Consider the following 25,371-nt stretch of genomic DNA (forward strand, 5'->3'; position numbering starts at 1 on the left):
TGCAGGACTGCCTTTCTGGCAAATCTAGCGCGGCAGATGCGCTGTGATCAGGGCGTTGAAATCCTTGGCATTGCGGATGGCACTGACCTGTTCATGCGGCAGGGTGATGCCCCAACGCTCTGCGATCTCGCGATAGCGGGGCAGGCGGTGATCCAGCAGCTTGCGATATCCCCAGCGGACAAAGCTGTCCGGGTTAACCTGATCGGGGGTTTGATCGTTTTCCCCCAGATATTGCGCCCAGATGCTGCGCAAAAAATCCTCGTTGTAATACATCGGCTTGGGGGCCTTGTCGAAGCGCTCCGCCAGCATATCCGCATGGCCTTCAGGCCCCTCCAGCCAGACCGGCAAGGCGCAGGCCGAAAGGGCGGTCATGACCGGGTCTGCGGGATCGGCGGCATCGACCACCTCACAAAGTGAGCCGGAGCAGTCGCAGATAAAATTCGCATAGTCGTAGATATCGGCGGCCTTGGTGGAAAAAAGCGCTGCGTCCTGGGTCGCGGCAACCTCCGCCGAGCGGTGCTGGCGTTGGCGGATGATATACACCTCTAACGGGAGGCCGCCCTTGTCAGGGTTCCCCGGCTTGCCCAGATAAGTCGACAGCGGCGACAGATTTTCAAAGCTGATATTGGACGCGATATAGATCGAATCCGTCATCAGCAACTCGCGCAGAAACGGGTTGCGCATCGCCTCTTGCTTAAAGTTATCGACGATATGCTCGCCCATATACCGGGTGCCGATGCGATAATCGACGGAGTAATGGAACCAGTCCCCTGTGTCGCGCAGCATCTGGGATATATGCGTTTTGCCCAGTCCTGACATGCCGAACAGCGCCACACGCTTATGCGGCGCGGATTGCCAGTCCTGTGCAGTAGGGTAGAGCATCGCGGCCTCCGGCTTCCTTCAGGGTTTGGGTCTATCCGGGGGGGGGAGGCGGATCAAGCGCGGTGATTGAACTGGTTTGCGCTCTGCCGCGACCAAATCACAGGAGGACCAAGAAGCCCGCCCTTCGTGCTGAGATCGAAGGGCGGGTTTCGAGACCCCGTGTTGCGGAAAACAAAGTGTGGGGTGGCCCGCAATACGGCGAAAGCCCCGCCTTTTCGGGCGGGGCTTTCGGATTCTTGGGTCTTAGATGGGTTTTAGAAGTAAAAGCCGACCTTGACCCCAGCCGCGATGGCAGAGTTGTCGCGGAAACTCCCGACCTGGGTGCCGCCAACGCCGGTATCGGTGTCCCCGGCGAAGACATAGCGCACGCCACCGGTGATCTTCATGTTGTCCATCGTATAGGTCGCGCCGACACCAAGGCTTAGGAAACCATCGGTTGGCCCAAGCGTTGAACTCAAACCGCCCGTTCCGGCCTCATAGCCGACCTGCACCGCGCCGGACCATTTTTCGGTGAATTTCCGACCAAGACCAAGCGCGTAGGTGAAGGTGTCACTGTCATACTCGACCAGTGCATTCCCCATGAGCGCTGTCGGCCGGATCGCAAAGCCGTCCCAGTTCACCCAACGGACCGAGCCGAACAACAGGGTTTTCGGCGCAACACCTGTCTGAAAGTCAAGGTTAACTGACTGGGGGGAAGTGATGTCTGTCGTAGACGGCGGTGCAACGCTCTGCGTGGTGTCTGACTCGTGCTTGATCTCGGACCGGTAGGTCAGTGCAACGCGCAGCGCGATGTCTTTGCGTTCATAGGCCGCACCAGCGGCGAAACCGACCCCGAAAGACGGGTCAAAGCTCACATCATATCCATTCAGGCCACCATAGGCCCCACCGGACAGGTTTACATCCGCGCTGATGCTTTGCAGCACCGGGCCGCCATAGACACTGAAACCTTCATTGAACTTATAGCGCATCAGCGCCGTCAACGCGTAAGAAGTTGCGGTCGCATTTGTGCCATCGAAGGCGATGGTTCCATCATAGGAAACGCTTGCACCAAAGGGCTGATCAAAGATCAGGGCGTAGGACAGGCGATCATTGATATCGCCCTTAAATGCCGCGCCTAAGGGAAAGTAGGCATTCGCGACGTTTCCGGTTGGCTCCGATCCCAGAATTGCCGCTGAGGTGCCGTCAACGCTTGGCATGACTGCACCAAGCGAAAATTCGGCATAGCGGCCCTCTTCGAACAAGGGGCTGATAGACTGGCCGGATCGATCAAGACCGCCGGCAACCGCCATGGATGAGGAACTGAGAAGCCCCGCAATAAGTGCAGAGCGGACGATTTTTGACATGGGTGACCTCCGCTAGATTGTTTTATTGGCCTGCGTCAAAGTAGCGCAGGCTTCGGAGGAAAGTGTAGGTGTCAGTTTCGTGAACGGTCAATGAATAACGCCGCGTTAGGTGATCCTGCGCGGCGTTGTGATGTAATTCTGCTATAGGTTGTAAGGCGAGGTAACCCGCGCTTATTTCTGCGCAGCAGCGATAGAATCGCTCAAGATCTGCTCTGCCTCGGCCTTGTCGCCCCAACCGATAACTTTGACCCATTTGCCTTCTTCAAGGTCTTTGTAATGCTCGAAGAAATGCTTGATGCGGTCGCGGGTTTTGGCGGGAACATCGTTCAGGTCCTGAATGCCCGCCTGGAACGGATCGACCTTTTCCACGGGCACAGCGATCAGCTTATCATCCATGCCGCCATCGTCTTCCATCTTCAGCACGGCAACCGGACGGCAGCGGATTACGACACCGGGCTGCAGGGTGAAATCGCAGATCACCAAAACATCCGTGGGGTCACCATCAGCATGGAGCGAGTTGGGGACAAAGCCGTAGTTGCAGGGATAGAACATTGGCGTGTTGACAATGCGGTCAACGAAAACCGCACCACTGTCCTTGTCGATCTCGTACTTCACCGGCGCACCGCCACCGGCCCCGCCTGGGATTTCGATCACGACATTGATGTCTTGGGGCGGGTTCTTACCTGCCGGGATTTTATCTACGTCCATTTTGTACTCCTGATCGGCCAGATTGTGCTTGAAGCGGCCCGTAGCATGATTGGTTTGGCGGTGAAAGAGGCGTCTTTCACTGCCAAGGGCCTATTGGCGGCGCGCCGTGCGCAGATTGATCAGATTGGCCAGCAAAATTATCGCGCCTCCGACAAAGACGGCAATCTCCAATGGCTCCTTATACAGCGCAAAGCCGATCAGCGCGATCACCGGCAGGCGCAGGAAATCCATCGGACTGACAAGAGAGGCAGGGGCCAGCGACAACGCCGTTGTCACACAAAAATGCGCGCCCAGCCCGCAGCAGGCCACAATCGCCACCCAGGCCAGGTCAATCCCAGTCGGCAGGGTGATATCGCCATCATAACCGGCCATAATCAGACCAAACACGGCTTGCATGACAACCATCCAGAACAGGATGGACATCACCGCTTCGCTGCGTGACAGCAGTTTTGTTGACATGACCGTCCCGATAAAGCCGATGACACAAGCGGCGGCGGCCAGCAGCCCGGCGGACATTTGCAGTTGTCCGGGGCGGGCAACGATCAGGATACCGACAAAGCCGATCAGCACCGACAAAAGCCGGATGCGGGTCATCCGCTCGCCCAGAAAGACCGGGGCAAGCAGGGTTACCCAGATTGGTGTCGTGAACTCAAATGCGAAGACTTGCGCCAGCGGGATGCCTGCCATGATGGCGTAGAACCACAGGTTTTGGCCAGCAAAGTGAAACAGGTTGCGCACCATGTGCAGTGTCATGCGTTGCAGGCGTATATGTCCGATCTGGCCGGTCGCCGCAGCGACAAGCAGAACGATTGCAATGCCGATCAGGGAACGAAAGGCCATGAGCTCGTACGTGTCCAGCACGCCGGACAACTCGCGCCCGGCGACGGCCATCAAAGAGAAACTGGCCACAGCCCCCATCATCCAGAGCGCAGCCAGAACGGGGCGGCTGTCCTGTTCCATGGCGCGACACTGGCGACGGTATTGGGCGGGTGCAAGCGGAAACGGCGTTGAGGCCGGGATGGCACCGGGGTAGGGTGCATCGCATGAAAACCTTGCTTGTTACTATCGCCGCTGCCCTTGCCCTTTCAGGGCCAATGCAGGCGCAAGATGTCGGAACGGCGGGGCTTAATCCGCAGACGGCCAAAACCCTGCGTCCTGTGGTTCAACTGGCGAACCGGACCTTTACCCGGATGCCGCAGGTACAGCTGACCTCGCGCCTGGTGGATCTGTGTGGCGGCGGGCCGGAGGCCAGTCTTTACGCACGGTACTGCACCGATCTGAACACCATCTATGTCAGTGCCGACCTGTCCGAGAAACTGTCCGGGCAGGCGATTTCCTATCTGATCGCGCATCAATATGCCCGCGCCGTGCAGGTGCGCCATGGCATTGCTGATATCGCGCTGTCCCGCATTCAGGCTGACCCCGCAAACGAGGCAGCGTTGCGCGTGCAGGTCTCCGCGCAAGCGGCCTGTATCGCTGGTGTATTGCTGGGCCGGGCCAAGATCGACGGCATATCCGCAAGCCTGCTGGCAGTTGATCCGTTCGGCAAGCCGCATTGGGGCCATAGCCCGATCAGCACGACTGCGCTGTCGCCGATAACCATGGCCGAGCATGACCGCTGGTTTGCCGCCGGACACAGGGCTAAGGATTTCGCGGTTTGTGCAACCAAGGATTTCGATGCGCGACTGATCTTGCGGGCAGAGCAGTAGTTAACCGGTTCTTGAGGTCCGGGCCGTAAGGCTTGTGCGATGCGGTTCCTTGTTTTGATCTCTTTCCTGGGCACATCTGTCTGCGCAGAGGGCTATGACCTTAGCCCCGAACAACTGGCGTTTTGTCTGGATCTGTCGGTGCGGCTGGATCAGTTGGAGCACCAGATCAAGGATGGGACAGACAAGCAGCAGCGGCTTGCCCGCCGTCTGACGGAAATCCGGCTGCGCCGGAGCACGCTGCGCGACACGGCCCGCGTCGATGCGCGCGCCGCCGTCCGCTATAGCGCCCTTTCGCAGGAAATGGAGGAGGTGACGAAAACGCTGGAGGAGGCCGAGCTTACATTAACCGAGGGCCTGCAAACCCGGCGCGACAAGGCAGGGGCGTATGAAACTCATTGCGTCGGCCGAAGCTATACAGCCGACGCGTTGAAAGCGGCGGCACCCTTGCGGAAGTTTCGGGACGTACCGCGATAAGGAGACACCAGTCAGCGCGATGGTTGATTTCGCGGGGCCCTATACGGCCCGCGAACTGCCCTAAAGAAGCTCGCGCTTGAAGTCCCTTACAAGATGGCCTGATTGCTGCCCCCAGGGAGACGCCCCGCCACGGGTCTGATGAAAGTCGAACGCGGCCTGATCCTCGAACAATTCGCTTACATGAAACACGGCGGGATCAGCGTCATCCTGCGTGACCTCAAACAGCAGACATCCCGGTTCCTGCCGTGTCAGACGGATATGCGCATCCAGCAGAGGTTGCATCTGCGCCTGCTCCTCCATTGGGATGATAATGGTGCCGGTCAGCCGGACCTGTCCTGTTTCAGCCATTACGCCCCCCAAGTTTTGCGCAGCACGCGCAGCCAGTTGCCATGACAAAGCTTTGTCATCAGCGGTTCGTTATACCCATGCGCGCGCATGGCAGCACGCAGATGCGGGAAGCCGGCGCAATCCTTGATCTTTTGCGGGACAACGGCCCCGTCAAAATCGGTGCCGAAGCCAACGCGATCCTCGCCCATCATGTCGATCATATGATCCAGATGCTGCAACATCGTCTCCAGCGGAACATCAGCGTCCATTTTGCCATCCTGCCGCAAAAAGGCCGCGGCGAAGTTCAGGCCGACCATACCGTCGCTTTCGGCGATGACGCGCAGCTGCCAGTCGGTCAGGTTGCGGGCATGCGGACAAAGCGCCCAGGCATTGGAATGGGTCGCGACCAGCGGCGCATCCGAAAGCGCTGCGACGTCGTCAAAACCCTTCTCGTTCAGATGTGACAGGTCCAGCATGATCCGCAATTGGTTGCATTCGCGCACCAACGCCTTTCCCGCATCGGTTAGCCCCGGCCCCGTGTCAGGGTCGGACGGGTATCGAAACGGAACCCCGTGACCAAACGCGGTCGGGCGGCTCCAGACCGGGCCTAGGGATCTCAGCCCGCGCCCGTGTAGTTCATGCAAAACGGCAAAGTCTGGGTCAATTGCCTCGGCCCCCTCGATATGCGCGATGGCCGCCATCCGATCCCTCTGAAGCGCGGCCTCCAGTTCAGCTGCGGTCCGGCATAGCGTGATCCCCCCAGCGGCTTCCAGCGCATCAAGCATGTCAAAGCCACGCCGGATAAAATCCAATGAACTGTCCTGCGCCAAAGCGGGAGAAAGTGGCAGATCATAGCTGGATTTCGCCATCTCATCATGATCGATGGCAATCTCGGGCGGGTCGGGAACATAAACCGCGAAGAACCCACCGCCAAAGCCGCCTTGGCGCGCCCGAGGCAGGTCAATATGACCATCTACCAGCCCCTGGACCACGCCCTCTGGCGTGACCTGACCCCGCATCAGGCGAAGTATAAGATCGTTATGACCGTCAAAAATCCTGGGGCTGTTTCGATCCACGTCTGTCCCGTCCCATATCTGCAATCGCCTGACTATGGCACCGATCAGGCACCCGCTTCAACACCTCTAAATGTGGGGAATGACACGACTTTGCGGCCATTGTAGTTCTTCGTCACTAAATGTGAGTCCCGATTTCGGATTTGCCCGCTATGATCCCTCCAAACGCAATAGATGGAGTTTCCATGATGGTTAGAACAGTTTGTGCCGCTTTAATGTCCCTTAGCCTTCTGGGCTGCAACGGGCAGGACCCTGCGCTGACAGGTGCTGCCGCTGGTGGCGCTGCGGGTGCGCTTTTGGGGGCGGCGGTATCTGATAATGATACCAGAGGGGCTATTATAGGGGGTACTCTCGGCGCTGTGGCGGGGGCCACCATCGCCAGCCAGCAGCAACGCAAGTCTACACCTGGCGCACGCCAGTGCCGCTATCGCGACTCGCTGGGTCGTGAATTTATTGCGGATTGTCCGTAAGAAAATCTGTTTGCGCCAAGCAGGCGTAACAGCAGTTTTTGAAAGCGGCCCGGGCAGCATTGCCCGGGCCTTTTTTGTCAATTCAGGGCCGCATCGGTGATGTCATGCGTCCAGGCACCGGTTGGCTCTTTGGTGATCACCGGATCAGATCCGCCCGACAGCAGGCTTTTCACCGTGCGATCGAAATCCGCCGGGTCCAGCGCCCCGTTTGAACCGGCGGTCAGCTTAGCGACCTCATCCATCATGCGCTTCTGATGCTCTTCGGTTTGGGCGCCGGTCGCATCATTGTCCAGAACGATTTCCGCCGCTTCGTCCGGGTTTTCCTCGGCATATTTCCAGCCCTTCATGGATGCACGAACAAAACGGACCATCTTGTCCTTGAAGGCCGGGTCAGCCAGATTTTCTTCCAGCACATAAAGCCCGTCTTCCAGCGTTGCGACGCCCTCATCCTCATATTTGAAGGTCACCAGATCATCCGGGGTCAGCCCCGCATCGATTACCTGCCAGTATTCGTTATAGGTCATGGTCGAGATACAGGCCGTCTGCTTTTGCAGCAGCGGGTCGACATTGAACCCCTGCTTCAGCACCTCAACCCCATCGGCCCCGCCTTCGGTCGGAATGCCAAGCTGGCTCATCCAGCTCAGGAAGGGAAATTCGTTGCCAAAGAACCAGACACCCAGCGTCTTGCCCTTGAAATCATCGGTAGAAGCGATCCCGGCATCCTTGCGGCAGGTCAGCATCATGCCGGAGGATTTGAATGGTTGGGCGATGTTGACCAGTGCCAGACCCTTTTCGCGGGCCGCCAACGCGGCAGGCATCCACTCCACCACCACATCTGCGCCGCCACCGGCGATCACCTGCGTCGGCGCGACATCCGGCCCGCCGGGTTTGATCACAACCTCAAGGCCTTCCTCTTCATAGAAGCCTTTTTCTGCGGCGACATAATAGCCCGCGAACTGGGCTTGCGTGACCCATTTCAATTGCAGGTTAACCGTGTCCTGCGCCCAGGCGGGCAGGGCCATGGACGCCGCAATGGCCAGTGAAATCAGATGTTTCATGGTACTCTCCTTGTTGAACTTGCTGCCTTGTTATCCCCTCTGCGATGGATGCCAGAAGGTTGCTTGCTTTTCTAGAAAGGCGACCAGACCATAAAAGGCCGAACCGGCCATGGCTGCAACGGCTATTTCGGCCCAGACCATATCAATGTTCAGCTTGCCGACCTCGGTCGAGATGCGAAACCCCATACCGCGGGTGGGGGAGCCGAAGAATTCGGCCACGATGGCCCCGATCAGCGCCAGCGTCGTTGCGATCTTCAACCCGTTGAAGATAAAGGGCGCAGCGGCAGGCAGGCGCAGCTTGAATAGGCTCTGCCAATAGCTAGCCGCATAAGTGCGCATCAAATCCCGCTGCATGGCAGAGGTTTCCTGCAGCCCGGCAACGGTATTCACGAGGATCGGGAAAAAGATCATCACCACGACAACTGCCGCCTTGGAGTGCCAGTCAAATCCAAACCACATCACCAGAATGGGGGCGGTGCCGACAATCGGCAGGGCCGACAGGAAATTGCCGACCGGCAATAACCCCCGGCGCAGAAAATCAAACCGGTCGGCCAGAATGGCCACAGTAAAGGCCGCGATTGCACCCATGGCATAGCCAGACAGTGCACCCTTGACGAAGGTCTGGATAAAATCCTCCTGCAGAATGGCCAGACTGCTGACAAAGCGCGCGGCGATGGCTGATGGCGGGGGCAATATGACCGAAGGCACGCTCAAGCCGCGCACCAGCAATTCCCAGACGACAAGGACGGTGATCCCAAAGATGATCGCCGAGGGGGCTTTGAACGCCCAATAGGATGTGTGATGCCGCACCAGCGCCCATGCACCAAGCCAGACAAATGCAGCCAAAAACAGATAACTCATGCCTGCAACCCCATCCGGTTTAGCGTCCAACGCTGGATCAGCCCAACAAGGCCGACCAGTATCGCGGCCAGAATTGCGGCCATGAACAGGGCCGACCAGATCTGGATCGTTTGGCCATGATAGGACCCGGTCAACAGCCGCGCGCCCAGGCCACCATCCTGATTGATCGGCAACTCAGCAACAATCGCACCGACCAGCGAGGCTGCTATCCCAACCTTGAGCGAGGCAAACAGATAAGGCATCGACGACGGCCATCGCAACTTCCAGAAGGTCTGCATGGCCGAGGCATTCCAGGTCCGCATCTGATCAAGCTGAATAGCCGAAGGGGCCCGCAGTCCCTTAACCATTCCCACGGCCACAGGAAAGAAACACAGATAAGTTGAAATGATCGCCTTGGGAATCAGCCCGCTGATCCCGATAGAGTTCAGAACCACCACGATCATCGGCGCAATCGCGAGGATCGGAATTGTCTGACTGGCGATCATCCAAGGCATGACCGAAGCATTCATCGCCCGGCTATGCACAATCCCGACCGCCAGCAAAATCCCCAGCGCGGTCCCCAATAGAAACCCCAGCCCGGTCGCCGCAAGCGTCCGTTTGGCATGAAACACCAAAGACCGTGGCGAACTCACCTTCTGCTCAAAGGTCGTTTCGTATAATTCTACGACAACCTGGTGCGGTGCAGGCAAACGCGGCTTGTCCTGGCTCCATGTGGCCGCCACCAGATCAGATGTCGACAAAACGAGATCTTGCCTTTGCGCCTGATCCTGCGCCCAAGGCGCGTTTAAAATCACCGCAAAGCTATACCAAAGCAAAAGAATGGCACCGATCACGGTCGCAACCGGCCAAAAACTGTGACGCATGCCGCTCATGCTATGCTGCTTTCATTGTTCTTAAAATATCCCCGCCGGAGGCAAAAAATCTCTGTCGGGCCACGAATTTTTTTGCCTCCGGCGGGGATATTTTAAGAACAGTGAAATGATTTGGTGAACAAAGTGCCCGTGCGGAACAGGCTGGGAAGCCGATGGCCGCGAACAGTGAAGGCACCCTGTCTCCAGACTGAGGCAGGGTGTTTTTCCTAGAGATCATCTTCAAACCCTTTCCGCAGCCCTTCGCGCACCCGGTGGGCAATTTCAATGAATTCCGGGCTGTCGCGGATATCCAGCGGGCGGTCTTTGGGTAGGGGGCTGTCGATTACGTCAGTGATGCGGCCGGGGCGTGGGGACATGACGACGATTTTGGTCGAAAGATAAACTGCTTCGGGGATGGAGTGGGTGACGAAGCAGATGGTTTTGCCGGTTTGATCCCAAAGACGCAGCAATTCTTCGTTCAGCCGGTCACGGACAATTTCGTCCAGCGCGCCGAAAGGCTCATCCATCAACAGGATATCGGCGTCAAACGCCAGGGCGCGGGCGATGGAGGCGCGTTGTTGCATGCCCCCCGAAAGTTGCCAGGGAAATTTCTTTTCGAAATTGCCCAGTTCGACGAGGTCCAGCACCTTTACCACCCGGTCGGCCATGTCTGATTTCGGATAGCCCATGATCTCCAGTGGCAGGCGGATGTTGCCGCCGATGGTGCGCCAAGGATATAGGCCCGCAGCCTGGAAAACATAGCCATAGGCGCGGCTTTTGCGGGCCTCTTCCGGTGTCATGCCATTGACGGAAACGGTGCCGCCTGTTGGCTGTTCCAGGTCGGCGATCACCCTCAGGAAAGTGGTCTTGCCGCAGCCTGACGGTCCGATGAAAGAGACGAACTCGCCCTTGTTGATCTCAAGGTTAACGTCTTTTAGGGCGTGGACAGGGCTGTCCTTGGTCTGGAAGGTCAGGGACAGGTCGCGGGCGGATATGACGGTTTGGGGGTCAGGCATGGCGGGCCTCGGTATTAGTGTTCATCATCAGTTCGACTGCCTCTTTCGCGTCGCGTAACCCCGCGCCGGTGACTTCTCGGAAAACCTTGATGGCTTCTATCTTGTGCCCGTTTTGCACGATATCCGCGATGCGGGCATAGTCTTCGTCAGACAGCTTTGTGACCGAGTTTTGCAGTCTGTCCAGCCGCTCCGGCGTGACCGGTACCGTGACTTGACCGGCGAGCATCGCCAGGAGGCCAAGCGCATAGCCCAGACAGACCATCGCAGCGGCAAGTCTGTTGCCAGAGTAGACGGCATAGGCCGCACAGGCGAGCACAATGAGTGTGGCGATTAGTTTCATTCGGCGGAAAAACCTTTCAAGATCATTAACCGGGTGCCTTGTGAGATCTTTCGCAGTCCCCGCGATGCTGTTCGAAGGATTGCTCAACCACCCATTGCACCCATCCTGATGCGGTACCGATGGCGCAGAAGAACAGCACGTTTGGCAGTAACGCGCCAAAGCCATCCTCCCATCCAAAGCCTTGTTTCAGCGCGCCTGCCACGATCAACCCCAGCATTGCGCCAGCAAGCATCGCGGTGTTCTGGTCAGATCGGTCAGCCCAATTGCAGAGGTACCGGAGCAAAAGGAATGGCAGAAGGCAAACGACAAGTGCGCCAATGTAAAGGAGTGGCAGAAAGAACAGAAATTCAGCGAGAGTGCCAGCCTCAGACATTATAGCGGCGGCCACGGCAAGGCTGGCGACCGCGTTGCTGGAAAAATATCCGATGACCGCGCCCATCTGCTCAGATCCCTGCCGGAATGTTCATCGGATCACGCTCCACTTTCCTCGGGCTGTTCAGTTCCTTCCATTTCGACAGGGCTGCGGCGGCCGAGGAAAAGGCCGGGCGGGGTACGAATTTTCCGCGACCGGGCTGCGGTTGGGAATTCTGCCCCCAGGCCCAGATCACATCGCCGCGCGACAGTGTAAAGCGGGCCTGTGCGGTCACCTCCATCCCTTCCCAGACGGAGTAATCCAGCACGGATTTCTGGTTCGACGCGCTCAGCGTTTTGCTGAGTTTGGGGTCCCAGACCACGATATCGGCATCAGCACCGGGCACCAATGCGCCCTTCTTCGGGTATATGTTCAGGATCTTGGCGATGTTGGTCGAGGTGACGGCGACGAATTCCTCGGGCGTCAGCCGTCCGGTCTCGACGCCCCGGGTCCACAGGACCGCAAGGCGTTCTTCCAGCCCGCCAGTGCCATTGGGGATCATGCAGAAATTGTCGCGGCCCATGCGTTTTTGTTCGGTGGTAAAGGCTGCGTGGTCGGTGGCGACCACCTGCAACGAGCCCGCTGCCAGCCCGGCCCAGAGGCCATCCTGATGTTCCTTACCGCGAAAGGGCGGTGACATGACGCGCTGTGCGGCGTAGTCCCAGTCCTTTGACAGGTAGTCGCTGTCATCCAGGCACAGGAATTGCGCCAGTGGTTCGCCATAAACCCGAACCCCTTTCTGACGTGCACGCCGGATGGCCTCATGCGCCTGTTCGCAGGAGACATGCACGATATAAAGAGGGGTTCCGGCGGCATCTGCGATCATGATCGCGCGGTTGGCGGCCTCGCCCTCTACCTCTGGCGGGCGGGAATAGGAATGGCCTTCTGGCCCTGTGATGCCGTCGGCCAGCATCTTTTTTTGCAGCAGATCGACGATATCGCCGTTTTCTGCGTGGACCATGGGCAGTGCGCCCAGCTCTTTGCATCGCTGGAAGGAGGCGAACATTTCATCATCCTCGACCATCAGCGCGCCCTTATAGGCCATGAAATGCTTGAACGAATTGACGCCCATATCGACGGCGTCCTTCATCTCGGCAAAAATCTGTTCGTTCCATCCGGTGATCGCCATGTGATAGCCGATATCGGAGCAGATCTGTGGGGCGGATTTGCGGTGCCATTCATTGATGGCGTTTTTGATCGAGCCGTCCTCCCCCGGCAGGCAAAAGTCGATCAGCATCGTGGTGCCACCCGCCGCTGCTGCCCAGGTCCCGCTTTCGAATGTTTCGGCCGCAGTGGTGCCCATGAAAGGCATTTCCAGATGGGTGTGGGGGTCGATGCCGCCGGGGATGACATAGGCATCCGTTGCATCCACCACCTCGTCGCCCTTAAGGTCCGGGCCGATTTCCTTGATCACCTCGCCCTCGATCAGGATGTCCGCCTTGAAGCTGCGATTGGCGGTGACGACGGTGCCGCCTTTGATGACTTTGATCATTAGTCCCTCCCTTCGGGGCAAGTTTGCAAATATTTGGTCAGGTCGCGGTCTTTTAGGATAAAGGACAGGCCGCGATCCCGTCCCCAATCACAGGCAGCGGCGAAATCGACGCTGGTATCGGTGTATTCAGCGGCATAGATCGGCTTGTCCGCCTTGGCATAGGGCAGAACCTGATCGCACCAGCCAGCGGCGAAACAGTCCTCAGTAATGACGAAATCCAGATCGTTAAGCAGCGCATCGGTCAGCTCGGGGATGTTCTTTTGACCGATTTGCAGGCCCATCCCATGGGCCATGTTTGCCAGCGCGCGCAGATAGACCAGCGTATCCTCCGCCGTTACGTCAAAGCCGCTGTCATTGTCGTGGACGTCCTGATTGTCCGGCTCCACCGCATCAAAGCCCAGATCGGCGCAGCGCTGGAAGCGAGCCCGCATGATCGGCAGCAGGATGTCCTTGCGGCGGATATCTAGGAATTTCTCATCCGGCCAATCCTCATAAACCTTGCCCACGACATTGGCTGTGAAAGCGTCGATGTCATCGCGATAGCTCTCCACCGTTCCGACGCTGACATAGCAGATCAGGGTATGCCCTGCGGCTTTGAGTGCCGCAATCTCTTCGGTCGAATGGTTGTCCGGGTCGATATCAAGGACTTTGGCATCGCTTTGCAGATCATAGGGTTCCGACAGCTGCCAGTCCCAGCTTTCGGCGGCGGGCGCAGCACTGGCGCACAGCATCACGGCCAGACTGCCGCCAATCCATTTGGCAGCAGGCGGAGAAGGTTGGTTGGATCGCTGCGACCGGGGCATTACTTACTTTCTGAGTTCCGCAAGCGTGTCGGGGCTGACATCGTCGATCTGGGATTGCTCATCACCGCTAAGGTCGCGCACCGCCCAGCCATCGGCAGAGCGCTCAGCGATCTGGCCTTTGCCAACCTCGTCTTGGGTGATGCCTTTGACGACCTTGGCAAACATCTTGCTGACCGAGACCTTCTTGGCCTGTTTCTGCTTGGTGTGGTCATCCTTGCCGCACATGAACTGCCAGACGCCATCGCTGTCATGAGCGATCACGGCCAGCGGGCGCTTGCCACGCATGACATGGTTGCAGGCGACGCCGCTCGGGTCTTTGGGTTTGTCAGTCATCTTTCGCAACACCCCATGCTTTCATAAACTCCTCAGGTTGACGCTTTTCGCCACGAAAGGCGCCATTGCCCCACACCCAGTTTCCGCCTGTGTGCAAATTTCCACCATGAGGAAATGCATCGAACTCAATCCTGTATCGCAGCGGCAAACAAAAGTGCGCATACTCCGGGTTCAGGCCCTCATTCTGGCAAAATTCCTGAGCTTCCGTTACGGTCTCAAGCTCCAGGTCACACACATAATCTTTGCCATCGACCCGAATAAGATGGTCATCGGTTTCGCTGTAGACATCCATTTCGACGATTAAGGTATCTTCAGCAATTTCACCACCTTCCCACCGGAAACAAAACAGCTTGTAGTAGTTTTCGGCGGCTTTGCCTTTTGAGTGATCGGCTTTCATCGCTTCTGTCAGCGTTGTTTTCTTCACCGTCAGGATGTCGGGATGATCTGGTGTCATTCTGAGCTGCTCCATAGAATACCTCTCGCCCGGGCCAAAGGCCGGGCCGCGCCCGACCTCCCCCCGGAGGGCGCGTGTGCCGCGTTTTGAGGGGAGCTAATGTGGGTTTTTCGGGCAGCGTCATCTGCCAGCCCGCCGTTGCAAAGCGCCCTCCAGGTCGGGCGTGGCCCTTTGTTCTGTTGGGCGAATCGGGTCACCCGACCACCTCCGCCGTCTCTACAACCGCATGGAACAGCACATTGGTGCCTTTTTCGGCCCATTCGGGGGAAATCTCCTCGGCTTCGTTATGGGACAAACCATCAACACAGGGGCACATGACCATGGCGGTGGGCGCGACGTCGTTGATCCAGCAGGCGTCGTGGCCAGCGCCCGAGACGATGTCCATATGCGAATAGCCCAGCCGTTCGGCGGCATCACGGATCGCCCCGACGCAGGTTTCGTCAAAGGCGGGGGGATCGAACTGGCCGACGATCTCGGCCTTGAAGCTGACGCCGATTTCTTCGCACAGGGCCGGGGCACGGGCCATCAACTCGTCCACCATGCCGTTCAGCTTGTCCAGAAGATGGGTGCGCATATCGACGGTAAAGACAACCTTGCCGGGGATGATGTTGCGGCTGTTGGGATAGACGTCGATATGACCGATGGCCCCGACCGCGTTGGGCTGGTTTTTCATTGCGATTTCATGCACCAGCTCGGTCACCAGCGCCAGGCCCCGCCCGGCATTCTTGCGCATATGCATCGGGGTCGAGCCAGTGTGGCTTTCCTTGCCGGTCACAGTGCATTCGATCCAGCGCAGGCCCTGACCGTGGGTGACAACGCCGATATCCTTACCCTCAGCCTCCAGGATCGGGCCCTGTTCGATATGCAGCTCGAACAGTGCGTGCATCTTGCGGTCGCCGACCTTTTCCTCTCCAACCCAGCCGATGCGTTTCAACTCGTCGCCGAATTTCTTGCCCTCGGCATCCTGACGGTCATAGGCCCAGTCCAGCGTGTGCTTACCCGCAAACACGCCCGAGGCCAGCATCGCCGGGGCAAAGCGGGTGCCTTCCTCGTTGGTCCAGTTCACGACGACGATAGGGTGCTTGGTCTTGATGCCCAGATCGTTCAGGGTGCGGATGATCTCCAGCCCGCCCAGCACGCCCAGAACGCCGTCATACTTGCCGCCCGTCGGCTGGGTATCCAGATGACTGCCGACATAGACGGGCAGGGCGTTCGGGTCGGTGCCTTCGCGCCGGGCAAACATATTGCCGATCTCATCAACACCCATGGAGCATCCCGCATCCTCACACCATGTCTGGAACAGGGCGCGGCCCTCCGCATCCTCATCGGTCAGGGTCTGGCGGTTATTGCCGCCCGCGATACCGGGGCCGATCTTGGCCATTTCCATCAGGCTATCCCAAAGCCGGTCGCCATTGATTTTCAGGTTCTCTCCGGGGGCTGCCATATCAGGTCCTTTCGGGGATTCAGTGCGCGACGATCCGGCACGTGGTTGATATCAGATGGTTCGGGCAGAGGGATAGCGCATGGCATGCGCAGCGGCTGGCTGGCCCTGACAGCTGTGTCATCTTTTCCCTCCCTGGCTGCCATGTTCAGAAGATTGCGGCTGACATCTTCGGCACGGCTTGCTATTGGATTTTGACCAAACGGTCTAAACGCAGGTTACCCCAGCGCCATGGCCAGTCAAGGACTGTCGGAGGTTTGGGTGACATCAAAGCAAAAACCGCAGACCCGGATTCAGCGCGAAAAGACCGCTGCGATCTTTGAGGCCGCGCTGGATGTCTTTTCAACAAAGGGGTTTCGCGGTGCGACTCTTGATGAGATCGCCGAAGCTGCAGGCATGTCCAAGCCGAACCTTCTATACTATTTCCCTTCGAAAGAGGCGATCCACGATCAGCTTCTGGCTGATCTGCTGAAGGATTGGCTGGACCCGCTTCATCAACTGGATCCGACCGGTGACCCGATAGAGGAGATCTGTGCCTATGTTGAGCGCAAACTGAGCTTGTCGCAGCAGGCACCGCGGGAAAGTCGTTTGTTCGCGAATGAGATCCTGCGCGGCGCAGTGCGGCTCAAAGGCTTTCTGGAGGGGGAGCTGAAGGCACTGGTTGATGACAAGGCCGCCGTGATACGGGGCTGGGTCAGCGCAGGGCGGATCGCTGATATTGATGCGCATCATCTGATCTTTTCGATCTGGGCAACAACGCAGCATTACGCGGATTTCGATGCACAGGTGGTGTCGGTTCTGGGGCAGGATGACCCAGACCGGTTCCAGGCTGCTGCGGCATTTCTGACCCGGCTTTATCGCGAAGCGCTGAAGCCTGCATAGATCAGATTGCGGTAACGTTCGGTGGCTTCGGGGATGCCGGGGAAACGGTCAATTAATGCGGCCCGGCTAAGCGGAGCAGGCAACGAACCGGTGTCCCCCAACTGCGCGCGCTGCTCTGCCAATGTATTGACCAAGGGCCAGTCGGCGGCAAAGGCCCTGGCCGCTGCGGGCGGCGTGGTGCCCATGAACGCTGCGAAATAGCCAAGCTCGAACTCTTCCGGCGCGTCGATTTCCAGAATGAACAGACGCCCCTCGGCCTGCATTGCCTCATAGAAATCAAGCGCGGCAATCCACTGGCCGACAACTTTGTCCGCCGCCATACCCCAGGGACGGATCGCCGCGTGAGAGGCAACGATTTTCTCGATCGGGCGGTAACTGGTCAGAACACGGGCGTCAGGAAAGGCTTGGGCCAGCAGCCTGGCATCCTGATCCAGGCCCGGATCCTCCAGCTTTAGCGATTTCGCCTGGGTCCGATGCACAAAGCCTGACGGATATCCACGATCATGCCAGCGGCGATAGGCCCCTTCGCGCGTAGAACTGACCTTTTCCAGTGGCAGCATGGCATCGGGGAAAGTGGCGCGCATCAGGTGCAACAGAAACATCGACCCGCCCCGGCTGGGGGCGGCGACCAGATAATTCAGCTTGTGATGACGGAACCGATCGAAAAGGCGCATAGGCGATGCATAGCCCGGGCAGGGGTTGCGGCACAATTAGCACTTGTTCTTTTGCTGTATCAGCGCCAGATGACCTGAATGATACGGCGCTCGCTTATATCCCGCCTTCTGGCGTTCCTGATGGTGTTTGGTCTGGCGCTTGGTCCGGCCCCGGCGCCACAAAAGGCGTTTCCGCCCGATCTGGCCATGTTTCTGGCAAGCGGCGGTCAGCTATCAGCTCTTTGCCTGCCGGGACGTCATACTGATGTTCCGAGCCATGATTGCGGTCATTGTGTGCAATGCCCAAGCAGTTCTGCCGGCTTTCCGCCCCCTGTTGATTGGGCCGATGAGGCCGTTGCGGGACTTCAGACCTTGGTGACATCGGGCGCTGACCAGATTGCACCGCCACCACCAATCTACCGCCCGCGCGGGCGCGCCCCACCTGTTCTTGGATGAAAGCCGACCCAAAAAATGAACTTTGCCCGGCAGACCCGGGCCTTCATCCAACCGAAAGGACAAACAGATGAAAACCACGATCCTTGCCGCAGGCGCCCTGGCACTTGGCCTTGTATCCGCAACCTTTGCTGACACGTTCACTGCGGGCGATATTGAAATCCGCGACGCCTACGCTTTTGCCACACCGCCAAAGGCTATGAACGGGGCCGCGTACATGGAGATCGCCAATACCGGCGAAACGGCTGACCGCCTGATTGAGGCCCGTTCCGACGCAGGCCGGACGGAGTTGCACAAATCGGAAAAGAATGCCGAAGGTGCGATGGCGATGATCCATCAAAAAGACGGCATCGCGATACCAGCCGGTGAGGCTGTTTCCCTTCAGCCTGGCGGTTACCATATCATGTTCATGGGTCTTGATGGGCCATTCGTGGAAGGTCAGGGGCGCAGCGTGACCCTGGTCTTCGAAAAAGCAGGCGAAGTCAGCATTGACCTTGATGTGCGCGCACGCGGTCACGGGGGCACACATGGTCATGGCATGAAGCATAACGACAGCAACGGTATGCATATGAAAAGCGACGAAAAAGGCATGTCGAACTAACCGACTTGTTTTTTGTCGGTGCCCTTTCTACCGCTGTGGTGGAAAGGGCATCTTATGAAAAAGTTCACCTTCTGGTGCTGCCGCAAAGGCCGCGTTGTTGGACGCGCCTTTTGAATGTCTGACAAGATGCAGACTACTCTTTGCGTGAACCTAAGCCGCCCCGTGACCAGCGCTGGCATCTTTCGTCCGATCAGATGGCGCATGCGCGACAGCTGTTTGATATGTATAGTCGTGATGCGGGTCTTGATGGGGACGCAACTGAACTGATCGGGCAGACCGTTCGCCCGTGCATAGCGTACGATCACCTTGCAGAGTTGAGTGGGCTTGCACGGCAACTTGATGTGCCTCTCGACGCGGTGATTGTTGGAAATGCGTACTATGATCTGGTGAAAACCGCGCTTGCCTGCAGCGCTTTTGCGCTGGCCACGCCCACGGGTCCGATCCATGCCCGAAACCTTGATTGGTGGACGGAAAACAGCCTTCTTTCGACGGCGACGCTGGCGACCCGGTTCACCGGCGCCCCGGCGGGGGAGTTCACAAGCATCGGCTGGCCGGGATTTGCAGGGGTGTTGTCTGGCGTGGCACCTGGCCGCTTTGCGATCACACTGAATGCGGTGCTAAAGCGTTTCGAGTTTACCTTGAGACATCACATAAAATCGAAACGCGTACACCCGATAGGCTTATCACTGCGTTTCGGGATAATCCTTTGTCTCAAGTTTATCCCGAAACGCTTTAAGTGATGAGCCGCAACAATTGTCGATGCCCGTGGGGCTTTTGATCCGGCAGGTGTTTGAGGAGGCGGCGGATTTCGGCGATGCGGTTGGGCGTTTGTCTGAGGCCGTCATTCCCTGTGATTGTCTGTTGCCGGTCACTGGTATGCTGCCAGACGAAATGCTGGTGATCGAACGCACACCTACACGCCACGCGATCCGCCGCGCGCGGAACGGCTTTGTTCATGCCACCAACGACTACCGGCTGATTGATCCTGATACCTGTGGTTTCCTGTCTGCATTGCAGTCAACCTCTTGTGGGCGTTTTGATCGGCTGAACGACCTGCTTGTCGTCAACGCAGTGCAGACGCCCGAGGCCTGCCTTAAGGTGTTAAGCGACCCGGGCGTGGTTATGTCCATTACCGTGCAACAAATGGTGTTTCAGGCGACCACCGGAACCTCGCTCTGGCGTTCTGTGTGACGCATCGGGGTTGGTCGGTGCAACGCTTACCTGACGCTTGGAACTTAGCAGCACAAGGTTCGCCGCCCTTGGTACTCGGTCACTCCGTCGCTTTGGCTGCCGGGTTGTTGGGATGCGTAGTCCAGTTGGCATAGTCCGCCTCGACCGGCTTGCCGGTGCGTTCGTCCATGGCGCCGGGTGTCAACTCTTCCATGGTTATGCAGCCATCTACGGGGCATACATTGACGCACAGGTTGCATGCGACGCATTCGTCATCCTTAACCTCGAACACACGGCCCGGGTTCATGGCGATGGCCTGGTGGCTGGTATCCTCGCATGCAGCAAAGCAGCGACCGCATTTGATGCACAGGTCCTGATCAATGCGGGCCTTGGTAATGTAGTTCAGGTTCAGATATTGCCAGTCGGTGACATTCGGCACCGCGCGCCCGACCAGATCGGACATGGCAATCCCTTTGTCATCCAGATATTCCGACAGGCCCGAGATCATTTCCTGCACGATGTGAAAGCCATAGGTCATCGCGGCGGTACAGACCTGCACATTGCCCGCGCCCAGTGCCATGAATTCTGCCGCATCCCGCCAGGTGGTGACCCCGCCAATGCCCGAGATCGGCAGCCCGGCCAGATGTTCGCTGCGCGAAATCTCGGCCACCATGTTCAGCGCGATCGGTTTGACGGCAGGTCCGCAATAGCCGCCATGCGCGCCCTTGCCGTCGATGGTCGGCTCTGGCGCGAAGAGGTCCAGATCGACCGAGGTGATCGAATTGATCGTGTTGATCAGGCTGACCGCATCCGCACCGCCTGCCTTAGCCGCCTCAGCCGGGCGGCGCACATCGGTGATATTTGGGGTCAGCTTGACGATGACCGGCATGCGGGTGTGTTTCTTGGCCCAGCGGGTGACCATCTCAATATACTCAGGGACCTGACCAACGGCAGAGCCCATGCCGCGTTCGGACATGCCATGGGGGCAGCCGAAATTCAGTTCAACGCCGTCAGCGCCGGTATCCTCAACCTTTTTCAGGATGTATTCCCAAGGCTCTTCCTCGCACGGCACCATGAGCGAGACGATAACCGCGCGGTCGGGATAATCCCGCTTGACCGCCTTGATTTCATCCAGGTTGGTCTGTAGCGGACGATCCGTGATCAACTCGATATTGTTGAGTCCCAAAAGCCGCCGGTCCGCACCCCAGATCGCGCCATAGCGGGGGCCGTTCACGTTGACCACCGCCGGGTCGATGCCCAGCGTTTTCCAGACCACGCCGCCCCATCCCGCCTCGAACGCGCGGCGGACATTGTATTCCTTGTCCGTTGGCGGGGCCGAGGCCAGCCAGAACGGGTTCGGTGATTTGATGCCGATGAAGTCGGATGTCAGGTTGGCCATGGCTCTCTCCCTACAGTCGGTCAGGTGTGGTTTGGCTGGGCGCGAATGAAGGAGATGGTCGGGCCTTCATCCTTGGTCGTTGTATTGATCTCGATGGGCGGTTTGATCATTGTTGGTTTTCGCATTGCAGCAGAGAAACGAGGTCTGGCAAGGCGTCTGACGTGATGGTCAGTGATCCGTCGCAGGCCATATTGGCGATGAAATGAGAGATATGCGCTTTGCCCTGCGGGGCGGAATTGTTTGGGCCAGCTGTTTTAAAGCAAAGCATGTGGCCCAAGGCGCTGTCGCACTCGTCCTCACTTGAACGGACATCGATGTCGATAATGTGGCAGGACATCTCCGGTTCGCCAAAGGTTTGCAGCATTCCATTCGAGACAAGCATCACGTCATTCCCGTTGCCATCACAATAGAAACCGCTAAAGGGCAGCTCTTGGCCGTAGGCCGCGCCGCAGACCAGCAATGCTGGCAGCACCGCAAGGGGACGCCAAGCGCACATCATTCGCTACACCGGGTCAGGATCGCGGGGCCCTTGCCATCATCATAGTCAACCCTTAGCCGGTTACTTCCGAGCAACCGGGCAGAAAAGCTGAACCGATCCTCGTTAGCGACCACCGGCTTGTTATTTTCATCAAAGTGGGTTGTGCGACATGTCATCGGGGTAATGATGCGCGGGATGTCCTTCTGTTCTGTGTCGAAGGTACAGAAACTGCTTTCAAAGTTACCAACGCCCTTGGCCTCTATTCCGATGGTCGAACCTTGATCGGCGCACCAGGTTCCGAAGACGCCGTCAGCAAGCGCGGGAAGCGGTAGGGTTATCAGGATAAGGGCCAGGCGCATCAGTTCACTCCAAAACAGCTTCGTGGATCTGCACCATATGGCATCGGCGGCAGAGTTTTAAGATGCCCGTTTCGGTCATGCATCTCAAGGCTCAGGCCATTGATGCGGAAGGCTTCGCCGCCGGGGGCCTGACGGTCGACCAGCATCTGGCCCGGAGCGGGTTCCAGCGTCTGAATGAACCTCGAGCCGTTGGCAAAGCTGCTGCGCGCGTGGACGATGTCGCCTTCCTCATCTGTCAGGGTAATCAGGCGGTTCAGGCTGGCATTGCCGGGCAGGACCGGATCGCACCAATGCCCAATGACCGGGCTTGCCAGCCCCGGCAGGGGCAGGGCGAGGCATCCGGCGATAAGGCAGATGTGGCGCAGCATGGGATCAGCCCGCCAGACTGGCGTGGATGTCTTCGGCGGCATCGCGGCCCTCTGCCACCGCCGTCACGGTCAGGTCATCGCCGCCAGCCGCGCAGTCACCGCCAGCCCAGACCCCGGCGACTGAGGTTCGGCCTGCGCCGGTAACACGGATCTTACCGCCCTCGGTTTCCAGCGCATCCGGCTGGGCCGTCAGCTTTTGTCCGATGGCGCGGAACACCTGATCGGCCTGCAGGGTAAAGGTCTCGCCAGTGGTGGTCAGGCCGTCTGGGCCGTTGGTTGTATAGGCGAATTCGACCTGAAGGCCGTTGTCGGTCTTGGTGATCCGTGCCGGCTGTGCGTTGTAAACGATCCGCACGCCTTTTGAGGTTGCCAAATCCTGCTCCCATTCCGACGCGCTCATCCGGTCCTTGCCGCGCCGATAGGCCATCGTGACCTCCTCCGCACCCAGCAGCTTGGCCTGCACGGCGGCATCAACGGCCGTCATGCCGCCGCCGATGACGACCACGCGGCGACCGATGGGTAACCGGGTCAGATCGTCAGTTTGGCGCAGATCCGCAATGAAATCGACCGCATCGGCAACGCCAGCAGCCTCACCACCCTCGATGCCAAGGGCGTTCACACCGCCCAGGCCCATGCCCAGGAACACGGCATCGTAATCGGCTTTCAGACTGTCCAGGGTGATCTGTTCTTCCAGTCGTTTGCCATATTCGATGGTAATCCCGCCGATTTTCAGCAGCCAGTCGACCTCTGCCTGGGCAAAGCCTTCGACCGTCTTGTAAGACGCGATGCCATATTCGTTCAGTCCGCCGGGCTTGGGACGTGCCTCAAAAATAGTGACGTCATGGCCGTTCATCGCCAGCCGGTGCGCACAGGACAATCCGGCCGGGCCAGCGCCGACAACGGCGATACGTTTGCCGGTCGGGGCCGCACGTTCAAACGGATGTACGCCTTTTGTCATCAGTGTATCGGTGGCATAGCGCTGCAGGCGACCGATCTCGACCGGGTTGCCTTCGGCCACTTCGCGCACGCAAACCTCTTCGCACAAGGTTTCTGTCGGGCAGACGCGGGCGCACATTCCACCAAGGATGTTCTGCGCAAAGATCGTCTTGGCAGAGGCATCGGGCGTGCCGGTCGCGATCTGACGGATGAACAGCGGGATGTCGATTGTGGTCGGACACGCCTCCATACAGGGCGCGTCGTGGCAGAAATAGCAGCGGTCGGCGGCGACCTGTGCCTCATGTGCGTCCAGCAAGGGATGGAGGTCCGAGAAATTCTCGGTCAGGGTATCGGTGTTCAGACGCCCGGCGACAATGCCAGGTGTGTTAGGATTGTGGGTCATGTCGGACACTCCGGTCTGTCATTGCCTAAGGGAACGATACACGGGAAAAATTTTTTATCAAATGATAAAATTTTTGGAGGACCGCCGTTTGCGCTCTCTCAAGTGCGTAACGATTGTCTGTTGGGAAACATTTCGGGCTCATCTTGCCGCCGGAATAAAGCTGTCGCGATTGATCCCGATCAAGGCTTCCATCGGGCGGCGGGGGTAGGTCATGCCGCATGACAATGGAAAAGTTGACAAACGCAGGCCTTTTGGACGCCAAGGTGCCGCGCTACACAAGTTACCCGACCGCGGATCGGTTTGCGCCGGTTACGGTGATGGACCAGGCACGCTGGCTTAACGAAGTGCCAACTGATCAGGCGATTTCGCTTTATGTGCATATTCCGTTCTGCCAGCGATTGTGCCTGTTCTGCGCCTGCCGGACCCAGGGCGTAAACTCAGAGCGCCCCGTCGCGACCTATCTTGAGGTCCTGAAGACAGAGGTGGAACGGGTTGCTGCAACATTACCGCGCGATGTCACCGTCGGGCATCTGCATTGGGGTGGGGGATCTCCCAATGTTCTGACGGCAGAGATGACGCGTGATCTTATGGGGGCGCTGCGGCAGCACTTTACCTTTACCTACGATCTGCATTTCTCGGTTGAGATTGATCCGGTGTCGTTTTCGCAAGACAAATGCGATGCGTTGGTTGCTGCGGGTCTGACCCGGGCAAGTTTTGGCATTCAGGATTTCGACCCGGCGGTGCAAGAAATTATCGGACGGCCGCAAAGCTATGAAATGACGCGCGATCATGTGGCCATGCTGCGCGCAGGTGGTGTTGCCGGCATCAACGTAGATCTGGTTTACGGGCTGCCGCATCAGACGGTGGGCAGTCTTGATCAGACATTGGACCGGGTACTGGAGTTGCAGCCGAACCGCATTGCCCTGTTTGGCTATGCCCATGTGCCTTGGATGGCCCCGCGTCAGCGGGTGATCCCCGAGGCGGCGCTGCCCGAAGCCAGCGAGCGGCTTGAGTTGTTTCGTCTCGCAGCAGAGCGGTTTGAGGCCGCGGGTTTTCTGGCCGTCGGTATAGACCATTTCGTGATGCCAGAGGATGCAATGGCAAAGGCCCAGCAGGCCGGGCGGCTGCGGCGGAACTTTCAGGGCTATACGGATGATCCTTGCAAGGTTCTGGTCGGGCTTGGTGCCTCGGCCATTTCCAAGTTGCCAGGTGGTTATGTGCAGAACGCACCAGCGACGGCGGACTACATGCGGGCTGTGCGGGATGGTGATCTGGCCGGTGCGCGCGGCATCGCTTTGTCGTTGGATGACAAGATCACCGCTGCAGCGATCGAAGCTGTTATGTGCCGGTTTGAGGTGTCATTGCGGGCCCTGGCAGCGCAGTTTGGGCCAGAGGCGTTGGCGCTGAAATCACTATTGGACCAGGCCGCTGTGCTTTATGGCGATTTTGTAAGGTATGACGGCGACCGGCTGGTCATCACCGAAGAGCCGCGCATGCTGGCACGGATGGTGGCCGCGTGTCTGGATGCTTATGCCCATGATGCAGGTCGCTACAGCCGCGCAGTCTAAAGTCAGCGCCTAAAGCGTTTCGATTTTATGTGATGTCTCACGGTAAACTCGAAA

Annotated in this window: 32 protein-coding genes; 9 read left to right on the forward strand and 23 right to left on the reverse strand. The window is 58.4% G+C overall.

Annotated features, from left to right (window positions below):
• Nucleotides 1-24: 24 nt before the first annotated feature.
• The 4 genes from ACW9UQ_RS02150 to ACW9UQ_RS02165 form a co-directional block, all read right to left on the reverse strand.
• The gene (locus ACW9UQ_RS02150) at nucleotides 25-882 is read right to left on the reverse strand and encodes an ATPase (RefSeq protein WP_458929347.1); all 858 of its coding nucleotides are present in this window, start codon (nucleotides 880-882) and stop codon (nucleotides 25-27) included.
• Nucleotides 883-1,136: 254 nt separating this feature from the next.
• Nucleotides 1,137-2,225: an OmpP1/FadL family transporter gene (locus ACW9UQ_RS02155; protein WP_458929348.1), complete on the reverse strand. Its 1,089-nt coding sequence runs from the start codon at nucleotides 2,223-2,225 to the stop codon at nucleotides 1,137-1,139.
• Nucleotides 2,226-2,396: 171 nt separating this feature from the next.
• Nucleotides 2,397-2,933: an inorganic diphosphatase gene (ppa, locus tag ACW9UQ_RS02160; RefSeq protein WP_458929349.1), complete on the reverse strand. Its 537-nt coding sequence runs from the start codon at nucleotides 2,931-2,933 to the stop codon at nucleotides 2,397-2,399.
• Between the two features lie 90 nt (nucleotides 2,934-3,023).
• The gene (locus ACW9UQ_RS02165; RefSeq protein WP_458929350.1) at nucleotides 3,024-3,893 is read right to left on the reverse strand and encodes a DMT family transporter; all 870 of its coding nucleotides are present in this window, start codon (nucleotides 3,891-3,893) and stop codon (nucleotides 3,024-3,026) included.
• An 83-nt stretch (nucleotides 3,894-3,976) separates the two neighbouring features.
• Here ACW9UQ_RS02165 and ACW9UQ_RS02170 point away from each other — a divergent pair, with 83 nt between their 5' ends.
• Complete coding sequence (locus tag ACW9UQ_RS02170; protein WP_458929351.1) at nucleotides 3,977-4,642, forward strand: neutral zinc metallopeptidase; 666 nt, start codon at nucleotides 3,977-3,979, stop codon at nucleotides 4,640-4,642.
• A 39-nt stretch (nucleotides 4,643-4,681) separates the two neighbouring features.
• Nucleotides 4,682-5,116, forward strand: a complete 435-nt coding sequence (locus tag ACW9UQ_RS02175; protein WP_458929352.1) for a hypothetical protein — start codon at nucleotides 4,682-4,684, stop codon at nucleotides 5,114-5,116.
• A gap of 60 nt (nucleotides 5,117-5,176) precedes the next feature.
• Here the strand turns inward: ACW9UQ_RS02175 and ACW9UQ_RS02180 are convergent, their stop codons facing one another.
• Together ACW9UQ_RS02180 and ACW9UQ_RS02185 are read right to left on the reverse strand one after the other, a co-directional pair.
• Nucleotides 5,177-5,464 carry a putative quinol monooxygenase gene (locus ACW9UQ_RS02180; protein WP_458929353.1) on the reverse strand — a complete coding sequence of 96 codons (288 nt, stop codon included), beginning with the start codon at nucleotides 5,462-5,464 and terminating at the stop codon, nucleotides 5,177-5,179.
• Nucleotides 5,464-6,519 carry a dipeptidase gene (locus ACW9UQ_RS02185; protein WP_458929354.1) on the reverse strand — a complete coding sequence of 352 codons (1,056 nt, stop codon included), beginning with the start codon at nucleotides 6,517-6,519 and terminating at the stop codon, nucleotides 5,464-5,466. The genes ACW9UQ_RS02180 and ACW9UQ_RS02185 overlap by 1 nt, the downstream gene beginning before the upstream one ends.
• Nucleotides 6,520-6,704: 185 nt before the next feature.
• On the opposite strand from ACW9UQ_RS02185, the gene ACW9UQ_RS02190 reads away from it, so the two are divergent.
• A complete protein-coding gene (locus ACW9UQ_RS02190) occupies nucleotides 6,705-6,986 on the forward strand; it encodes a glycine zipper domain-containing protein (RefSeq protein ID WP_458929355.1) in 282 nt (93 codons plus the stop codon).
• Nucleotides 6,987-7,063: 77 nt separating this feature from the next.
• Here the strand turns inward: ACW9UQ_RS02190 and ACW9UQ_RS02195 are convergent, their stop codons facing one another.
• The 11 genes from ACW9UQ_RS02195 to ACW9UQ_RS02245 form a co-directional block, all read right to left on the reverse strand.
• On the reverse strand, nucleotides 7,064-8,044 hold the full coding sequence (locus tag ACW9UQ_RS02195; RefSeq protein ID WP_458929356.1) for an ABC transporter substrate-binding protein: 981 nt from the start codon (nucleotides 8,042-8,044) through the stop codon (nucleotides 7,064-7,066).
• Nucleotides 8,045-8,074: 30 nt separating this feature from the next.
• Nucleotides 8,075-8,905 (reverse strand): ABC transporter permease, encoded by an 831-nt coding sequence (locus ACW9UQ_RS02200; RefSeq protein ID WP_458929357.1) that lies wholly within the window; start codon nucleotides 8,903-8,905, stop codon nucleotides 8,075-8,077.
• A complete protein-coding gene (locus tag ACW9UQ_RS02205; RefSeq protein WP_458929417.1) occupies nucleotides 8,902-9,768 on the reverse strand; it encodes an ABC transporter permease in 867 nt (288 codons plus the stop codon). The genes ACW9UQ_RS02200 and ACW9UQ_RS02205 overlap by 4 nt, the downstream gene beginning before the upstream one ends.
• 215 nt (nucleotides 9,769-9,983) lie before the next feature.
• Nucleotides 9,984-10,772, reverse strand: a complete 789-nt coding sequence (locus tag ACW9UQ_RS02210) for an ABC transporter ATP-binding protein (RefSeq protein WP_458929358.1) — start codon at nucleotides 10,770-10,772, stop codon at nucleotides 9,984-9,986.
• The gene (locus ACW9UQ_RS02215; RefSeq protein ID WP_458929359.1) at nucleotides 10,765-11,112 is read right to left on the reverse strand and encodes a ribosomal protein L7/L12; all 348 of its coding nucleotides are present in this window, start codon (nucleotides 11,110-11,112) and stop codon (nucleotides 10,765-10,767) included. Before ACW9UQ_RS02215 ends, ACW9UQ_RS02210 begins: the two co-directional genes overlap by 8 nt.
• A 25-nt stretch (nucleotides 11,113-11,137) precedes the next feature.
• Nucleotides 11,138-11,551, reverse strand: coding sequence for a hypothetical protein (locus ACW9UQ_RS02220; RefSeq protein ID WP_458929360.1), 414 nt, complete (start codon nucleotides 11,549-11,551; stop codon nucleotides 11,138-11,140).
• A gap of 4 nt (nucleotides 11,552-11,555) precedes the next feature.
• Nucleotides 11,556-13,016, reverse strand: coding sequence for a dihydropyrimidinase (gene hydA / locus ACW9UQ_RS02225; protein ID WP_458929361.1), 1,461 nt, complete (start codon nucleotides 13,014-13,016; stop codon nucleotides 11,556-11,558).
• On the reverse strand, nucleotides 13,016-13,819 hold the full coding sequence (locus tag ACW9UQ_RS02230; protein WP_458929362.1) for an endo alpha-1,4 polygalactosaminidase: 804 nt from the start codon (nucleotides 13,817-13,819) through the stop codon (nucleotides 13,016-13,018). The genes hydA and ACW9UQ_RS02230 overlap by 1 nt, the downstream gene beginning before the upstream one ends.
• Before the next feature lie 3 nt (nucleotides 13,820-13,822).
• Nucleotides 13,823-14,152 carry a hypothetical protein gene (locus ACW9UQ_RS02235; RefSeq protein WP_458929363.1) on the reverse strand — a complete coding sequence of 110 codons (330 nt, stop codon included), beginning with the start codon at nucleotides 14,150-14,152 and terminating at the stop codon, nucleotides 13,823-13,825.
• Nucleotides 14,145-14,606, reverse strand: a complete 462-nt coding sequence (locus ACW9UQ_RS02240; RefSeq protein WP_458929364.1) for a hypothetical protein — start codon at nucleotides 14,604-14,606, stop codon at nucleotides 14,145-14,147. The genes ACW9UQ_RS02235 and ACW9UQ_RS02240 overlap by 8 nt, the downstream gene beginning before the upstream one ends.
• 193 nt (nucleotides 14,607-14,799) lie before the next feature.
• On the reverse strand, nucleotides 14,800-16,050 hold the full coding sequence (locus ACW9UQ_RS02245) for a Zn-dependent hydrolase (protein WP_458929365.1): 1,251 nt from the start codon (nucleotides 16,048-16,050) through the stop codon (nucleotides 14,800-14,802).
• Nucleotides 16,051-16,308: 258 nt separating this feature from the next.
• Between ACW9UQ_RS02245 and ACW9UQ_RS02250 the strand changes: the two genes are divergently transcribed.
• Complete coding sequence (locus ACW9UQ_RS02250) at nucleotides 16,309-16,929, forward strand: TetR family transcriptional regulator C-terminal domain-containing protein (protein ID WP_458929366.1); 621 nt, start codon at nucleotides 16,309-16,311, stop codon at nucleotides 16,927-16,929.
• Here ACW9UQ_RS02250 and ACW9UQ_RS02255 read toward each other — a convergent pair.
• Complete coding sequence (locus tag ACW9UQ_RS02255) at nucleotides 16,902-17,603, reverse strand: hypothetical protein (protein WP_458929367.1); 702 nt, start codon at nucleotides 17,601-17,603, stop codon at nucleotides 16,902-16,904. The genes ACW9UQ_RS02250 and ACW9UQ_RS02255 overlap by 28 nt on opposite strands.
• A gap of 78 nt (nucleotides 17,604-17,681) precedes the next feature.
• Between ACW9UQ_RS02255 and ACW9UQ_RS02260 the strand changes: the two genes are divergently transcribed.
• The 4 genes from ACW9UQ_RS02260 to ACW9UQ_RS02275 all read left to right on the forward strand — a co-directional run bounded on the left by ACW9UQ_RS02260 (nucleotide 17,682) and on the right by ACW9UQ_RS02275 (nucleotide 19,827).
• On the forward strand, nucleotides 17,682-18,038 hold the full coding sequence (locus ACW9UQ_RS02260; protein ID WP_458929368.1) for a hypothetical protein: 357 nt from the start codon (nucleotides 17,682-17,684) through the stop codon (nucleotides 18,036-18,038).
• A 67-nt stretch (nucleotides 18,039-18,105) separates the two neighbouring features.
• Nucleotides 18,106-18,636 (forward strand): copper chaperone PCu(A)C, encoded by a 531-nt coding sequence (locus ACW9UQ_RS02265; RefSeq protein ID WP_458929369.1) that lies wholly within the window; start codon nucleotides 18,106-18,108, stop codon nucleotides 18,634-18,636.
• Nucleotides 18,637-18,776: 140 nt separating this feature from the next.
• On the forward strand, nucleotides 18,777-19,376 hold the full coding sequence (locus tag ACW9UQ_RS02270) for a hypothetical protein (protein ID WP_458929370.1): 600 nt from the start codon (nucleotides 18,777-18,779) through the stop codon (nucleotides 19,374-19,376).
• A gap of 19 nt (nucleotides 19,377-19,395) precedes the next feature.
• Nucleotides 19,396-19,827, forward strand: coding sequence for a C45 family peptidase (locus ACW9UQ_RS02275; protein WP_458929371.1), 432 nt, complete (start codon nucleotides 19,396-19,398; stop codon nucleotides 19,825-19,827).
• Between the two features lie 79 nt (nucleotides 19,828-19,906).
• Here the strand turns inward: ACW9UQ_RS02275 and preA are convergent, their stop codons facing one another.
• From preA to ACW9UQ_RS02300, 5 genes are all read right to left on the reverse strand, one after another.
• Nucleotides 19,907-21,205: an NAD-dependent dihydropyrimidine dehydrogenase subunit PreA gene (gene preA, locus ACW9UQ_RS02280; RefSeq protein WP_458929372.1), complete on the reverse strand. Its 1,299-nt coding sequence runs from the start codon at nucleotides 21,203-21,205 to the stop codon at nucleotides 19,907-19,909.
• A 106-nt stretch (nucleotides 21,206-21,311) separates the two neighbouring features.
• Nucleotides 21,312-21,704 (reverse strand): hypothetical protein, encoded by a 393-nt coding sequence (locus tag ACW9UQ_RS02285; RefSeq protein WP_458929373.1) that lies wholly within the window; start codon nucleotides 21,702-21,704, stop codon nucleotides 21,312-21,314.
• Nucleotides 21,701-22,042, reverse strand: a complete 342-nt coding sequence (locus tag ACW9UQ_RS02290) for a hypothetical protein (protein ID WP_458929374.1) — start codon at nucleotides 22,040-22,042, stop codon at nucleotides 21,701-21,703. Before ACW9UQ_RS02290 ends, ACW9UQ_RS02285 begins: the two co-directional genes overlap by 4 nt.
• Nucleotides 22,042-22,452 (reverse strand): hypothetical protein, encoded by a 411-nt coding sequence (locus tag ACW9UQ_RS02295; RefSeq protein WP_458929375.1) that lies wholly within the window; start codon nucleotides 22,450-22,452, stop codon nucleotides 22,042-22,044. Before ACW9UQ_RS02295 ends, ACW9UQ_RS02290 begins: the two co-directional genes overlap by 1 nt.
• A complete protein-coding gene (locus ACW9UQ_RS02300; RefSeq protein ID WP_458929376.1) occupies nucleotides 22,415-23,749 on the reverse strand; it encodes an NAD(P)-dependent oxidoreductase in 1,335 nt (444 codons plus the stop codon). The genes ACW9UQ_RS02295 and ACW9UQ_RS02300 overlap by 38 nt, the downstream gene beginning before the upstream one ends.
• Nucleotides 23,750-23,967: 218 nt before the next feature.
• Here ACW9UQ_RS02300 and hemN point away from each other — a divergent pair, with 218 nt between their 5' ends.
• Entirely contained in the window at nucleotides 23,968-25,317 is a 1,350-nt protein-coding gene (hemN, locus tag ACW9UQ_RS02305) for an oxygen-independent coproporphyrinogen III oxidase (protein ID WP_458929377.1), read from the forward strand.
• The last annotated feature ends 54 nt before the right edge of the window (nucleotides 25,318-25,371 follow it).

It is taken from the genome of Halovulum sp. GXIMD14793 (assembly GCF_054457435.1).